Annotated in this window: 13 protein-coding genes and 2 pseudogenes; 4 read left to right on the top strand and 11 right to left on the bottom strand. The window is 47.5% G+C overall.

The window, feature by feature from the left end; all coding sequences use genetic code 11:
- Window positions 1-126: 126 nt before the first annotated feature.
- Window positions 127-1098, bottom strand: a complete 972-nt coding sequence (locus P349_RS01445; protein WP_032648869.1) for a ParB family protein — start codon at window positions 1096-1098, stop codon at window positions 127-129.
- Entirely contained in the window at window positions 1095-2300 is a 1206-nt protein-coding gene (locus P349_RS01450) for an AAA family ATPase (protein WP_032648871.1), read from the bottom strand. The genes P349_RS01445 and P349_RS01450 overlap by 4 nt, the downstream gene beginning before the upstream one ends.
- 321 nt (window positions 2301-2621) lie before the next feature.
- Between P349_RS01450 and P349_RS01455 the strand changes: the two genes are divergently transcribed.
- The 3 genes from P349_RS01455 (at window position 2622) to P349_RS01465 (ending at window position 4588) form a co-directional block, all read left to right on the top strand.
- Entirely contained in the window at window positions 2622-3278 is a 657-nt protein-coding gene (locus tag P349_RS01455) for a recombinase family protein (protein WP_032648872.1), read from the top strand.
- Window positions 3268-3522, top strand: coding sequence for a hypothetical protein (locus P349_RS01460; protein ID WP_032648874.1), 255 nt, complete (start codon window positions 3268-3270; stop codon window positions 3520-3522). Before P349_RS01455 ends, P349_RS01460 begins: the two co-directional genes overlap by 11 nt.
- A 136-nt stretch (window positions 3523-3658) precedes the next feature.
- Complete coding sequence (locus P349_RS01465; RefSeq protein WP_032648876.1) at window positions 3659-4588, top strand: Rpn family recombination-promoting nuclease/putative transposase; 930 nt, start codon at window positions 3659-3661, stop codon at window positions 4586-4588.
- A gap of 188 nt (window positions 4589-4776) precedes the next feature.
- Here the strand turns inward: P349_RS01465 and P349_RS25030 are convergent, their stop codons facing one another.
- The 4 genes from P349_RS25030 to P349_RS01480 form a co-directional block, all read right to left on the bottom strand.
- Window positions 4777-5439 (bottom strand): hypothetical protein, encoded by a 663-nt coding sequence (locus tag P349_RS25030; protein WP_050597526.1) that lies wholly within the window; start codon window positions 5437-5439, stop codon window positions 4777-4779.
- 101 nt (window positions 5440-5540) lie between these two features.
- On the bottom strand, window positions 5541-6626 hold the full coding sequence (locus P349_RS01470; protein WP_032648878.1) for an AcrVA2 family anti-CRISPR protein: 1086 nt from the start codon (window positions 6624-6626) through the stop codon (window positions 5541-5543).
- Window positions 6627-6670: 44 nt separating this feature from the next.
- Window positions 6671-7291, bottom strand: a complete 621-nt coding sequence (locus P349_RS01475; protein ID WP_032648879.1) for a DUF2913 family protein — start codon at window positions 7289-7291, stop codon at window positions 6671-6673.
- Between the two features lie 276 nt (window positions 7292-7567).
- Window positions 7568-8530 (bottom strand): carotenoid biosynthesis protein, encoded by a 963-nt coding sequence (locus tag P349_RS01480; protein ID WP_032648881.1) that lies wholly within the window; start codon window positions 8528-8530, stop codon window positions 7568-7570.
- Between the two features lie 220 nt (window positions 8531-8750).
- Between P349_RS01480 and P349_RS26895 the strand changes: the two are divergent.
- Window positions 8751-9521 (top strand): annotated as a pseudogene (locus tag P349_RS26895) (AAA family ATPase); the annotation flags it as partial.
- A gap of 216 nt (window positions 9522-9737) precedes the next feature.
- Here the strand turns inward: P349_RS26895 and tnpA are convergent.
- The 5 genes and pseudogenes from tnpA to P349_RS01505 form a co-directional block, all read right to left on the bottom strand.
- Entirely contained in the window at window positions 9738-9989 is a 252-nt protein-coding gene (gene tnpA / locus P349_RS25825) for an IS66-like element accessory protein TnpA (RefSeq protein ID WP_238550744.1), read from the bottom strand.
- 92 nt (window positions 9990-10081) lie between these two features.
- Window positions 10082-10396 (bottom strand): annotated as a pseudogene (locus P349_RS01490) (Y-family DNA polymerase); the annotation flags it as partial.
- Between the two features lie 134 nt (window positions 10397-10530).
- The gene (locus P349_RS01495) at window positions 10531-11904 is read right to left on the bottom strand and encodes a carboxyl transferase domain-containing protein (protein ID WP_032648885.1); all 1374 of its coding nucleotides are present in this window, start codon (window positions 11902-11904) and stop codon (window positions 10531-10533) included.
- A 37-nt stretch (window positions 11905-11941) separates the two neighbouring features.
- Window positions 11942-13294 carry an amidase family protein gene (locus P349_RS01500; RefSeq protein ID WP_032648886.1) on the bottom strand — a complete coding sequence of 451 codons (1353 nt, stop codon included), beginning with the start codon at window positions 13292-13294 and terminating at the stop codon, window positions 11942-11944.
- A 20-nt stretch (window positions 13295-13314) separates the two neighbouring features.
- Complete coding sequence (locus tag P349_RS01505; RefSeq protein ID WP_032648888.1) at window positions 13315-15003, bottom strand: NAD(P)/FAD-dependent oxidoreductase; 1689 nt, start codon at window positions 15001-15003, stop codon at window positions 13315-13317.
- Window positions 15004-15452 lie beyond the last annotated feature (449 nt).

Below are 15452 nucleotides of genomic sequence, written 5' to 3'. Positions count from 1 at the left end.
ATTCGTGGTGATTTCACTATGAAAGAATTTTAAAAAAATATTTATAATCAATACAATAAGCATCAAAAAAGCATGGTGAAAAAAGTAAAAAAAAGATGCCATTTGGCATCCTTTTTTTTAAAATTCTTATCGCTCCGATGAAGGCATTTTTTCAAGAATACGCTTAATAGCTTCATCAATCTCTGACTGCACTTCATTAGATATACGTGAGAATTCATAAACAACAAGCCGCTTCTTCGAGTCAGTTTTCTTCCTTGCAAACTGGTTGCGATCAGAAAACTCTTTCAACTTCTCAGTTTCAACAGTTTTTGCAGGCCGGTCCATAAGAGCTTTGCTCTCTGCCCGAAAGACTGACAGGATTTTGCTTTTATCAATTGCTGGATAATCAGGCAGAGCCATCAGCTTTTGCCGCACTTTATCCATCAACTCCTTCACTGACGTTTTTTTGTGGTTTGCTTCTTCAGACAGTTTCAACAAAAATTGATAATCCGACAGCGAAATATCATTTATTACAGGAAATACAGAGATCATTTCGTCCGGTACTGATGCCGCCTGAAATGCCCGTGTAACTTTTGCAGAAGAGATATTTTCAGCCAGAGCGATCTCTTCTTTAGTCATACTGGTCCCATAGGTAACTTCCAGTCGTTTTCCCAGTTCGCGAAGACTATGCTCTCTTGCAGTCTGTATGTCTTTTGCAAGCTGCCTTGCGTCTGCAAGATCAATATCGTCTTTTGTTACCAAAATTTCGAATTTTACGTTGTTATAGATGCAGGCAGCCCGACGACGAGTACCGTCTAATATTTCAATTCGTCCGTTTACTTCCCGACCAATAGCCGGAAAGAATTGTTGAAGTTTAATCGTGCGGGAAATGTCAGTAACTGACTCGCGCGAAAGCATAGCCTGATCGCGTCCATTAACCGAAGCATCAACGAACGTCTTTGATTCAATCTCTCCGCTTAACACTACCGTTTTGACAAATTTGGCCTGCTTACCTGATTTAAGTGTAAAGGTTTTGACATCTCCGTCACCTTCAAGCATACGGGCGAACTCTGAATTGCTATTACCCAGAACGCGCCCTCGAGCTAAAACCTTTTTCATTTGGACGCTCCCCGGATGTATTCAATGCGGTCAAAAACGGCTTTAGTAAAACGCTCCGCTTCGGTACGTGCTTTTTTCAATGCCTCTGCGCTTCCTGGATACGAAACAGGGTTAGCACTGATGATAGTGTCAAAAGATTCACCACATCGTTCGAACCCGTCCAATCGAGGAAGTGATGAGTCAAGAATATTACTTGCATACACCTCACGAGCCAGACTATGGGAAGTTTCGTGATCGCGCTTACTGGTCATTTTAGACATAAACCCTATGCTCGCACTCAGGCGAGGCTCAACCCCTTCTTCTTCTAGACGTTCGAGCATTTCAGGTAAACGAGTCAGATATTTTAGGGTTGAATGGAAATCAACTTGCGCCGGGGGAGTAGGGGTGAGAAGCAAATCACTCGCAGCCAGGCCATTAAGAAGGAACGGATCAAGATGAGGACCAGTATCAATGAAGACAAAATCATAATCGCCGGCGATACGGTCAATGATGGTTTTCCTTAGTACTTCAGAAGGCTTAAAACCTGGTAAGTGTTCGGCAACCAAAGCCTCCCATTGACTTGCCACAAAGCCGTCATCAATAGAAGCAGGGATGACATCAACGCCAGGAATAATAGTGGGCCGAATAACTGCTTCTCGCAGTGTTTCAGCATCGAGATTATTTAGCATTGCCTGGGCGGCGGTTTCAAGAACAGTACCAATGCTATGGGTATGGTCCAAAAACATAGTGCTGGACGCCTGTGGGTCAAGGTCGATCACAAGGATACGAAGGTCATGACGTAGCAAATCCTGATGTACTCGTAGTGCATGCGCCAGCGTGACTGTGCTGACAGTTTTTGATACTCCACCTTTCAAGTTGACGACAAAGATTACGTAAGGTTCTTTATGAACATCGCGATATTTTGGTATCTGTCGGTGAGCGTATATATCAATCACGTTCTGAATTGTTAGTGCATATTGCTCGACGTTGCCAACCTGCTTTTTATTAAAATCATAGCCGCTTTCTTCCATTTCTTTCATGGCCAGTTCTACGATGCGTCGGCTTAGCTTCGGCAATTTTGCAACCGCATTACGAGTATATGTTTGATGATACTCTGTCAGATTGAATTCCTTTCTTTGCTCCTCAATATCCCGGCTCATGGCCTGAAGTAGAGCGCTTGCTCTGAGCGCTATGGTACCGACACTACCGTAATCTCGTTTCATAGTTTTCCCCTGAGATAGATTCCCTGCCCATGAATTGCGTATAAAGTTCAATCACATTGTACACAACAACACAAAACGTACAAGACATTTTGCATTGTCAGTAATTTGATGTACGTAAACAACTATCCTTCACATTGGAACGAGTCGTTAGACATGAAGGAGTAGGCAAAGCGTTGGAATAACCCAGCGGGAGCGTCAAACTGTCACATTGGGGTATGCTTTAACTGTACCACAACAAAAGATACTAACTAATTTCATTGTGACCACATAAATGATACCATAATCAACAACACCACTTAAATGTTACCAGGAGGGCAAAAAATGTTCGTTTTTGGTTACCTCCGGGCATCCACTTCAGAGCAGGATGCCAGCCGGGCAAAAAATGCACTAAAGGCATTCGCAAACCAACATGACCACCGTATTGCTGGCTGGTATATCGACAATGTCTCCGGTACGACAATGAACCGTCCTGAACTGATCAGGCTTCTTGGTGATGCGGAACCTGGTGATGTGATTCTCATTGAACAGGTCGACAGGCTTACTCGCCTTGATGATGCAGGCTGGGAGACACTAAGAAAGCAAATTACCGACAAGCAACTGGCCATCGTCAGTCTTGATCTACCGACCAGCCATCTGGCGCTATCCAGCACAGTAAGTGATGACTTTACCCGAAGCATGCTGAAGGCCGTAAATGGCATGATGCTGGATATGCTGGCCGCTATTGCTCGAAAAGATTACGAAGACCGTCGACGTCGTCAGTCAGAGGGAATCAGTAAGGCGAAAGCTGAAGGAAAATACCGGGGCAGGGTGGCCGATGTGCAGAAACATGAACTGATACGCACTCTGCGCCTGGTCAACAGAAAATCACTGCGAGAAACAGCTCGCCTGGCTGGCGTTTCTAAAATGACAGTCATCAGGGTCTGCAATGCTCAGAAGGTGAATCTGGATAACTATAGAGGACATAGTGATGACAAATAAATCAGGGACCAACGGACATTACGGTTATCTTTTTGAAGAGCCAGTAGATGAAATATCTGGTGATATCCTTATCGATTTTGAAAATCTACCGCCAGAGATGAAGCAGACTATTCTCTTGCTCATGAAAAAAGCAGCTGACCGTGACGAGGCGCAGAAGGCGCTGTCCGACATAATGAAGAAAATTGAGTTTGATGTAACTGCTGCTGAATTGGCAGCATATCTTTTTAAACCAGGTCACGCTTAAAGATCAGCGTGGTAAATAAAGGGACCGAACCACCCCGGTACAGTCCCCTGAAGGAATGGCAATTCCGTTCGCCGTCAATATTAGCTTTTTCCGGGCTGTGATAACATATCCTGGTCATCTTTCAGAGCCAGGGCTGATGAAGAAGAAGAAAAGTACACCCACACCCCACGATGCCACGTTCAGGCAGTTCCTGACGCAACCGGATGTTGCGCGGGATTTTATGGAGTTGCATTTGCCCGCAGAGCTGCGTGCAGTCTGTGATCTCAGCACGCTGAAACTGGAATCCGGCTCGTTCGTTGAGGATGATCTCCGCCAGTATTTCAGCGACGTTCTCTACAGCCTGAAAACCACAGCAGGTGACGGGTACATACATGTCCTCGTGGAACACCAGTCAACGCCGGACAAACATATGGCTTTCCGCCTGATACGCTATGCGGTGGCCGCCATGCAGCGCCACCTGGAGGCAGGGCATAAAAAGTTGCCACTGGTGATACCGGTGCTGTTCTATACGGGTAAGCGCAGCCCGTATCCGTACTCTACCCGCTGGCTGGATGAATTTGACGATCCGGCGCTGGCAGGCAAACTCTACAGCAGCGCTTTCCCGCTGGTAGACGTTACGGTCATTCCGGATGATGAAATCGCCGGGCATCGCAGTATGGCTGCCCTGACCTTACTGCAGAAACATATTCATCAGCGGGACCTGGCAGAACTGGTTGATCGGCTGGCACCCATTTTGCTGGCCGGATATCTGTCTTCATCGCAGGTAATATCGCTGGTACACTATATAGTGCAGGCAGGCGAAACGTCCGACGCCGAAGCCTTTGTACGCGAACTGGCACAGCGTGTGCCGCAACACGGAGACGCACTCATGACCATCGCACAACAGCTCGAACAGAAAGGCATCCAGAAGGGTATCCAGCTAGGCAGGCAGGAAGGTCGCAATGAAGGCAAGCTGGAAGGCAAGCTGGAAGTTGCCCGTACCATGCTGCAGAACGGCATTGACCGCAATACCGTCATGAAAATGACCGGTCTGACGGAAGACGACCTGGCGCAGATCCGCCACTAATCATCCTTTCCTGACACTCCCTGTCCGGCCATCAGCGTAAACTGGTAGGGCAGGGAGGTATTCCTTTCAGGCTCTGCTTGCCATATCTGACTTAAGCGGCTGGGGATAAATTTACCAGTCCAGATTTTTATGACGTCGTTCCCGCCTTTTAGGGTAGGGGAAGAAACTTTATGTATATCGCCCCGAAGTCATCGTTTTGAACTGGAGAATAATAATTCAATATTTTCAAAGTGTTCTTTTATTATGCTAATAATAAAATCAAGGGAACCTTTTAGAAAGATGACTTCATCATTCTGGAAATACAATATCCCATTACTGAGTGATGTAAGACTGTTTAACTTATCTTTATCATTTGTAATGATAGCATTATTATGTATACATGCATTCCTTAACCTGGCAAGTTGGTTTAATAATTTCATGTTTTCGGAATGAACCATTCCGAAGATTTTTTTTAGAATAGTGTTGCACCTTTCAATCCCAGTGCCGTTTATATCTTTATAGCTCAATGGAAATCTCATTGCATCCATTTTTTTATTACAAAAATTAGTAAGATGAAATTCCAGCATACTGTAAATTGTCAGGAAAGAGGAACGTCTGAAACAGGATGGTAATGAAACCGTATAAGTATCAACGACATCCTCAAAAGAAAAACTGGCGTATTGTTTATATGAAAAATATTCAGTGTCCGGGCCTTCGTCTACTTCTGGTACATGCATTGAAGGTTCCTTTTCTTCAAATGATTTTAGCGAATGCAATATAACATCTTCTGTTTCAGATACAAGACACTCCATCAGGACCGTTGTATTTTTTAGCTGAAAAACGAGAGCATCAAAAGGAACTAATAACTTCATCGAAACACTCCAGTAAATATTACAAAGTCAAAAAATCCTTGCCAGCAACAGCGCCCACTACATGACTAATCAAACCAGCCATCTGCAGCGGCATATCCGGCTCACTTCTCAACTGGCGTGATAACAACAGGTAAGTTGTCCACGTCCTCGGCGTTCACTGGTACCGGGGGCAACCACTTTAATTTGGGTTTCCGCTCATGGGCAAGTTCCGGCTTTTTGCTTCCCGTCCAGTATGTATGCCAGTGCCCCCGGCGTATATGAGGACGTTTGCCACCCGTTGCTGTCGGTCGGCCTTCACCGGCGGGTTCTGACTGGCGATATTGACGTATGGCCTGCCCCATCCTAATCCCCACATCCCATTCCCTGATGGCTGTTGCCGGCGATTCATGGTCCAGGTGAACCTGCCTTTTATTCTTCTCTGGACGTTTGAGTTGACTGATTTCTCTGATGTCATTCATCTGTGAACAGATATAAAGCACCATTGATAGCTGCGCGTTAAGAAGATTAAATTCTCTTTCCCTGAAATCCTTGATTCCCTGATCAACTGTTACAACTACCTCGCCGTCGATGCATTCCATCTGCCGCGAATCGATAAGTCCTTCACGTGACTCCTTTATCCGGATAACATTGTTGACGACATCAACGTCTTTTTCTTTAAGGCCAGAAACTCCCTGGCCTTGTTTCAGATCATCAATAATGAAAAGCCGGATAATATTCCCGTCATTATTATAAAGCGGATAAAAGAAGAAGCCATTTATTGGGTAGGAAGTGGGAAGTTCAGTGTGCAATTCTTCGGCTGAAACATAAATACTCCATGCGGGAAGCTCTTTCAGAACCTGAGCCGGAATGTTATCAACATAGGTGCCGGCCACATCGCTGATAATATCAGCGCTCAGTCGGTAAATTTTCTTTGTATAGCGCCAGTATATAAAACTCAGAACACTGTATGGTGATAATTTGTTTTTCTGAAAAAGATATTCTATTTTTGCGGCCTGTTTTTCATCTTTATGCTGACGCTGAAGAAGATTCATCAGGATTCGTTCTTCATCCTTTCTGTCGATGAATACTAATGGATTATCACTACGTTTTTTCTTTCTGAATGAAAAAAGTTGGTCTTCAAGGCCAGGGATCGCGCTGATAGCTTTCTCTATTTTTTTCAGAAAACCTGGTTGTTTTAACTGCGACATATCCCTCTCCTCATGGTGTCCTTTAAATACCTGAAATAATCATATCATGCGGTTTTGTTAAGGTGCGCTCCGGAAACCTGACGGGCTACCAACATAAACTGATGGGGCAGGGAGGCATCCTGTGCCGAATCAGCCTGCCAGCCACACCGGTTAAACAGCTTTACCACGCCCCCAACATTACCGGTCAGGCGCGTCAGCAGCGGATTTATCTGTCGCCCATCGTCGTCAAATGCCGCGTCGAGGTTAGTCCGCGAGAGATAAATGCCGTTCACGCCGGCGTTCAGCGAAACGGCATACCGGCCTGACCATTCCCGATCGCTCAACAGGCGGTAATTCCAGCTCATGTCTTTCGCGGTTTCCAGGGCATACGTCAGCCGGAACAGGTCGTTTTGCTCAGACAATTCGCCGGTGCAGGAGCGCCAGAGGTAATTCAGCTTGCTGGCCAGCTTCGCGCTGACGCCCAGCTGGCGCCCCTGTTTCAGAAGCCACTCGATATCGGGCGCCACATCACGCGAAAAACGCCGTTGCTTCAGCGCGGTCGCCAGCCAGCGGGTGAGAAAGAGATTTTCCTGTGCCGGTGACAGCACATCGCCGTTCTGTCTGGCCAGCGCAAGCGCCACCAGGGCGCACCATGCCAGATGGCCCGATTTTTCTGTCAGCGTCACTGAGTGCCCTTCTCCTTCTTTACTCTGTCCACAAAATTCTGGCGGGTTGCAGGTCAGCGCCTCCGGTCATAGTCAGATTCCATAAAACGGTCGTTTTGTGAAACCCAGCAACCACGAAGTTTGGTTGCTGGTATTGTGGGTTGGCGATCAGCTAATCTGGGCCTGCTCTGGGTAAATGCAGGTCGAGCCGATTTCAAATGCAGGTCACTACACCTACTGAACGATCGCTGATCCACCGTCGACCACAAGATGGCAGCGGAATCTGCAGTTAGTCGCTTAAGCCTTCTCATTTTTCGGCCCGTTCAAGATTGCGGATCTGGCTCCGTCTTGCGAGCGAGGCTGGCCAAGGTCGCCGCGCACGATTTTAAAGATCGCCAACGCAGCGAACGTGAAAACGGTAAAAATGTTGACCGTCATCAGGGTCTCAATAGCAGCGTGTGTACTCCAACTGACGCCAGCACCATCCGTCATGGTCGCTGGCCCATTGAAGGAAAAGAAGGTCGGGATCGAAGTAAGACCAAGGCACCCGTAGATGATGATCGGCTGCAGTTGAGAGCTCGGATTGACTCGCTGCCCTGCCTTGGTCTGCCGTGCCGAAAGCCAAAGTGCGAAGATCTGGAAGAATGTATACGTGGCAAGCCACCAACCAAGGTAGTTGGTGTAGGGCACTCCGAAGACCCCTCCGCCGTCATGCCAGACCCATTGTTTCGCGATACCAGCGGCCATAGAATCCGTGCCCAGGTCGTACGCGGTCATCATCGCTGCAGCCAACATCGGAAGGATGATAGTATTCACGCGCCCGGCGCGCGTTCTGCAATCCAGGTGCTCATCCGCCCGGTCAAGAATCGTAGCAGCGGTGACCCAACTGATGTACCCCAGCGCAATGTATATTGGCCCGATCTCAATCGGTACATACAGCAAAAAGAGACCGCTCACGTAGTGATAGTTCCCGAACGGAAAGCCAGTCAAAACACTAATGTTCTCGTAAGCATTGCTAACTAGAAATGTAACGACACTGAAGAACAAAATGCTGCGGACACCGTACCGGCGCACCCCGTGCAAACTGCTAAACAAGACCGACGCTATCAGTGCCGGAAAGAGCGCAGGAAAGCCAGTGAGCGGCACCAATAGCAGCGCCGCACCTATGAGTATCGCGAGTCCCCATTGGACCCGATCAAAAACCTTTGCAAGGTTTGTGCGCTCCTGATGAGCGGGCGCTGATGAGAGAGATAGTTTCATGTCGGGGGCCTCTACAGGGGGCAGTTTGGATATAGAGAATTATTGTATGGTAAGTGGTCGAGTTGCCCAAAGGAATCTCACCTTTAGGTTCTCACGCAACGGTACGTGAATCTTTCAGTTCACACCGCTCCTATCGTTCAGCCATTCCGGCATGGGTGATATTCCAGTGAGTAAAAAAGCCCGGTCGCTGCGCTTGTCCAACCCGCGAGGCCACGCAATAAATAGCGTCACCGTTGCCAAATCGCTGTCGGTGGAAAAAAGCAGCATCAAGCTGGCCACCCTGATTTCGGCTCTGTTTTACGATCTGGTTCAGGACAAAGCCGTCCAGATCCCGAAACAGGGTGAACGTCGTGAGCGCGAATTGCAGGAGCTGGTGAAGAAGGGAAAACGCCCGGTGGCCTTGTTTGTGGATGAAGCACATGACCTTAACGGACACACGCTAATCGGACTGAAGCGCCTGATGGAAGTCGTTGAAGACGGAGGTGGCCGATTATCGGTGATCCTGGCCGGCCACCCGAAACTGCGCAATGACCTTCGAAGACCAACGATGGAGGAAATCGGATACCGTACGGAGATTTTTACCCTTGACGGTATTGCCGGCAGTCAGCGGGAATATATTCAGTGGTTGCTGGCGACCTGTTCAGAGCAACAAAATGATGATGCTCCCATCCTGACGGAGGAGGCCATCGATCTCCTGGCGACGAAATTACGTACGCCATTGCAGGTACAACAGCATATCACCCTTGCCCTGGAAGCGGGCTACCTCACCGGAGAGCGCCCAATTACAGCAGAACTGGTTGACAGCGTACTGTCACGTAAACTCGACGATCTGGAACCCACTCTCACCCGCCATGGTTATCGCCTGAAGGATATGGTCGAACAGTTTGATGCCAAACCGGCAGAAATCAGAGCACTGTTCAATCACCAGTTAGATCCGACGCGTACCGCCGAGCTACGGGATCGCATCCTGGCCGCAGGGCTGCCCATTTAATTCGCCTACTTTAAAACCAGCAGCCCTGAAGACTACTGGTCAGTTATTCATTTTCAGTTATTGTGAGCCAGTGAAAATGGAATGCAGGTCGATACGGATAAATGCAGGTTCATTTGCAGGTATTGTGGGTTTGAGACCATCGCTGGTTGCAGCTAATGTGGGCTGAAAACCGGGGTAAATGCAGGTCGGGCCGATTTCAAATGCAGGTTGCTACAGCTATGGCTGTACGGTGGTGGCATCGAGAGTCACAGGAAGTAGTTGAGGACTCTCAGTGGAAGGTAATAGCAGCTTTCCCTCGCGCCACTGCTGGCGCCATTTAAATAACAAATTGGCATTGATGCCGTTTTCAAGCGCCAGTTTTGATATCGACACGCCGGGCTCGCAGGAAGCCGCAACGAGCTGCTGCTTAAATTCGGGAGGATAATTAGGGCAGCCTTTACGCCTGCCGGAAGTCACATTTTTCTGCATATATGACACTTTGGTTCCCACCACTATTTGGTGTACACCACTTTGTCGAATACATCAGATTATGACCAGACGGCTCTCGCTGTACGCTTACGTGAAAGCAGCTTCCGCGTTCGCTGAGGATTCCCCCGGGTCAGGGCGAGTACGCCACCAAACTGTTTCCACTCCTTTGAGGCCCACTGGGCTGATTTAGCGAGGGTTTTCGTCGGTCCGGCACCCACTCCGATGGTCAGACAGGTACAGTCATACACGTGCTGGCGCAGCTGCCGGCCGAAATCCTCCAGGTCCATGCAGTGCTCAACGCCGGCCAGGTCGAGGAACATCTCGTCAATCGAATACTGTTCCACCCTGGGGGCCAGCTCCTCCAGGCAGCTCATCACGCGCGCCGACATCGAGGCATTTATATGGAATGGAAAATCATAGTGAAGTTAAGTCTCTTCCATAGGTTTTGGGTAGTCTAAAGCATGCAGCTGAGAGGGCGCTATGAAAATAATTATTTTGCCGCTCACTGGCTCCTGCTTTAACGCAAAATCTGATATTACATTCAATCTGCTTTTTTTCTGAAAAGGTATTCATGTATCTTTTCCCTCGTTTCTGTTGGATCTATCACCTCAGTGATTAGGCCTTTTTCTTCCAATAGCTGCGGCGAGGAAATTTCATGGCTCAGTTCTGTCGCAATATCCTTTTGTTGTTGATAGAAAGTCGAGTGGCTCAGTATCTTTTTCATCGTCTCAACACCAAATACGCCTATATGGGCCTGGGGGTAGGCCAGTGTTGCTATCGGCTCAAAGCCGCCGCCACCCATGGCATAAACCCCCCCAGTATACGCCTTGCGTACAACGAGAAGTAATTTCGACACTTTGCATCTGACATGTGCCTGAAACAGTTCAGCCGCCGCTGAAAATATACCGTTTTGCTCGGCCTCTTTACCGATCATAAATCCCGGAATGTCTGCTATAAAAACTATCGGCAGGTTAAATTTAGCCGAAATATTAATCACTTTAACCATTTTAACCACTGTTCTGGGGTGTATCACGCCGCCGCCGTATTTGGGATTATTGGCGACAACTATAGCAGCCTTTCCCTTTATATTTACAAAAGCCGTTAAAACTTCCATTGCGAAATCAGGGCTTAATTCAATCAGACTCCCTTTATCGATAAATGAAGACACTAAATTATGAATATCATAAGGCATGCTATGGATAGCAGGTATGAGACCTTTAATATCAACACGGTCAGGTTCATCATATTTTATTTGACAGGGAAGCTTAATTTGGAAAAGGTTTTCAAAAACACGTCTTACACAGCGGAACAATTCTGCTTCATCTTCAAATATTAGCTGTACTGCACCTGATGCTTTACTGTGGACATCTGCGCCGCCCAAGGAATAAAGATCTGACGTCTGGCCTAGCATTGCTTTTACCATATCCGGTCGGCCCATACATAAAGCCCCTTTTTTCGTCATTAGCACCAGATCGGCGAGCATCAGCGGCAGTGCCAATGGGCCGGAGGTTGGCCCTAGAATCGCTGAGATTAAAAGATTTTTCTGCGTCAGCTCAGCCAGCAGGGCGCTGACCCGCCCCATCCCTTTTGGAGATAAAAGCAACTTAGACATATCTGATGAAAGAACCTGGCCCGATTCAAAACGGCTGTCAGCTTTTCCCAGACGGTCCTGAATATATACCAGTGGGGCGCTATTATCATAGGCATGGGTGATGGTATTAATGATTTGTCCGGCGGTTTGCCATTGTCCACATTCATGGAACTCTGCATCCTGTCCACGATTCATGACCAAAAATGTTTTAACCGAATTTATCGTACCTTCGCCACAGATAAAGTGGCTTTTATTAGTGGAGTAATGATCTATAAAGCTTTCATCATCAAAAAGTAGGTGTATTCTTTTAGTGGAAATGTCCATTTATCTTTCCCCTCAATTATGCCAGCCTATTTTGCAGTTAAATTAAAACCTGCGTTCTCAGAGTTTTTTCTATCAATGCCGCAAAACTCAATAATAAATGGTCTTTACCGTGTGGCGCGTCCAGATTCAGGCCTACCGGTAATTCACCTTTGGCAGCCACCGGCAAACTGATTGAAGGCAGGGCCGCATTGCTGGATATATCGGTATTGCGAATTACGGTGCTAAATAAATCCGGGTTAGCCGCATCGTAAAGGGGGGGGGGGGCACATGGCACCGTAGGGTATGCTAATAGATCAATCCTCTCTCTTTTAAATAGCTCTTCCACTTTTAAACGTAATCTTCCAATATTAGCTATTGCCGAAGCATATTCAGCCGGCGAAATTAAACTGCCCTGAAGTTGCTCATCGATAATATTACGTACATTGACATCACCGATTTGATTTAATACAGAGCTAATCATATCCCCCCATCCTAACGAGAATAACGTCCGAGGGAAGTCCGTGAAAAATTCATAAAGCGGGACCGTAAAAGTTATAGTTTTATTTAGCGCCATCAACTCGGTGTCATCTATTTCAGCACACTCAAACCCGGCCAGCGTCAGCCGTTTAATCGCAGCCATGCAGTGCCGCATGACTTTTTTATCCAGGCCTGCCCACAGGGAGGCAGGAAGGCCGACTCTGCACGACAGTCCTCCCGGCTGCAGTGAAGGACCTATCTGACCAGCCAATTTATCATATAAAAAAAGCGCGTCTGCTGCAGTACGTGTGAACAGTCCAGGAGAATCCTTTGTGTGGGATACGGGAATAATTCCGGCGGATGACCAGCGACCGCTTGTGGGCCGGAAGCCAACTATACCGCAGAAAGCTGCCGGTATTCTTACTGAGCCCCCGGTATCCGTTCCCACAGCCACGGGCACTATACCTGCGGCTACCGCTGCAGCGCATCCGCCGCTGCTACCACCTGCACAATAGCCAGGTGCCGAAGGATTCCCAACAGTGCCCCAATGCGTGTTCACCGATGTGATGCCAAAGCTCAGCTCATGCATATTGTTCTTGCCAGCAACAACGGCACCCAATGACTTTAGCTTTCTTACGATAAAAGCATCGTGCGATGCGACACACCCCCTCATCCCTAGCGTGCCGGCCGTCACCGGTAGCCCTCTGACGCAGATATTATCCTTGAAAGAAATCGGGATAGCCCATAACGGCGCGCCTTTGCGTTCCATATTTGCCCTGCCAAACTGCTTCTCGGCATCACTCTCACGAATAAAACAATTGAGGCTATTCATGGTTTCCTCTGAGTACAAACAGCGTTCTCTGATTTCATCAGGGGAAATCACGCCATTAAGGAGATCATGGCAAAGCCATTCCAGATTGCGTTCTGTACTCATACGGTTTTCCTGAAAAACTGTCAATAATGGTAAACGCTGTGAATGCTATCCATTGGATTAGTAGATAACAGAGTTCCGCCAGCACTGCGGATAACGGCACATGCGCTGTTTATCGCAGTTTGGACGGCACCTTCCGCCCATCCCCCGGTAAAGGAACACCCACACCCTGCAAGATATAGACCAGTATCCTGTTCCGGATTATTTGCCGTCTTATACTGGAAAAAAAGCCTTTGTGAGTACACATCTTCGCCGGGATAGTTAAGCTTGAAAGCTCCCGCAGAATGACAATCTGTCAACCAGTCATGCTGCAGGACGTGCCGTTCATAGTTACCGTCAACCGGAACGAGGTGATGTGCAAATTCCGGGTTGATCACGGCCAGATCGTCGATAAGCAGCCTGCAGCGCAATCTTTTATTCGTGATTGATAATAACTTATGCGCGTCATCTTCCCAAGTATAGCTGAGCAGTACTACGCCTCGCCCTTGAGGATTATCAGGTTCGTAATCAAGGCAATATACTCCACGCACGAAGCCATCAGACTGAATGGTATGCGGCAGGTTGTGTTTGAGCCAGAATTTATCGGGAGTGAGCATGAAAAGTTTAGACGAGCCGGTCAGATGCGTTTCCCGCACGGCGCGGGAAATATCCTGACTCAGAAAGGTATCGTCCGCGGCAATGCCATGGACCATCTGCATGGCACGGTTATTGGTCGTAACGATGACGCGATCAAATGCAGCAATCGTTTCGCCATCGGTAACCAGTTTTATTTTTCCATTGTCTTTGTAGATACGGTTTACACTGCGAAAGCAAATATAATCGTACAGCCTTTTGCCACAAAGACTCTGGCTGGCCAGCCGTTCAACGAGTAAAGATATGCCGCCAGTGATTAGGCGTTGATCGTCTTCATAGCCGTTGATCACCAGGCGCAAAATTTCAGTGAACCCGGTCTGGAAAACAGGTAGAAAGCCACCTGAGCCGATACCCAGCGAACCAAAGAGTTCAAAGTCCTCAGGCCTTTTCCAGATATATCCGCCAGGTGGCTGAGGAGAAGTGAAAATTTTCACAATGGCAGAGTAAAAAGATTCATCACGGAAAGCGTTGAGCCATGCCTGCCACGCAATGTGCGCTTCATTAAACAGCTGAGCTTTCAGCATTGCCGAAATTTTCGCCGGAGCAACCAGCGTTATGCCGCCAAGCTGGCATCCTTCAGCTGTTAAGGCCCGCCAGCCTTTATGAACATTCCTGAACAATGGCGGGGGCGTGTTGCCCGCGGGCCAGATATAACTCTTGCCACGATAATGTAATTCAGTATTTGCTACCCCAGGATCGGGAAATACAACTGATGTTGAAATACCAAACCGTTTTAAGTAATGGAAAAGACCAGTAGCGCTAGGTGGAAAACGCATAGCACCCATTTCAGCGATTAAATGTGGTTGCTCAGGGTCAAATGGCTGTGACCAGGCTCTTCCACCAATGCGATCGCGTGATTCAAACACAGTAATATCCGTTACGCCAGCCCGCAAGAGTTCAGTGGCGGCAATCAGGCCGCATATACCCGCACCAACAATCGCCACGCGTGGTGGTGCAATTCCGTCAGGGAAAGTGCCTATGCCTCCTTCAGATTCGCTTTGATCCAGAAAAGGAGCGTAATCATACAATAAATCAATACTGGGCGATAAGATAACTGAAGATTTTCCAAAGTTTAACATTTCTCTCTCTCATCATAGGAAAAAACAGTCAGAAATATTATTTAATATGTTTCTGTGGCGTTGGCAGATAATAAGCACCAGTAAAACTTAGGCTGCTATTTATTATGGCAGTAAATTATTAATGTTATTCCTTAGATATAAAACCATTTCCACTGTTGAGGTAGGATTTTCTTAGCGAAGAATATGAATATATTTGAGCTTTGACAATATTTTTAGATCTGCCGGAAAAATTTAATAATGGATTCAAAACGTTTGATATTGTAGTTTTCCTACCTGACCAAGTTATTGGAGTATTTGCTTGGAAATTGTGGGCCAACCGAGCGAACGAAGCAGCCTGGCGGCTGCAAATCGATGTGTGGCAGAATAGCGTTATTCTGAAACCCGACAGCTGAAGGTTATCCCGTGCCACACTCCCCTGAGCATCAGCTCATACACACGAAAATGGTTAA

This window comes from Enterobacter sp. DC4, from assembly GCF_000568095.1.
Taxonomy (GTDB): domain Bacteria; phylum Pseudomonadota; class Gammaproteobacteria; order Enterobacterales; family Enterobacteriaceae; genus Enterobacter; species Enterobacter pseudoroggenkampii.
Note: the sequence above shows the minus strand (reverse complement) of the source record. Positions and strands in the feature narration are given on the sequence as shown.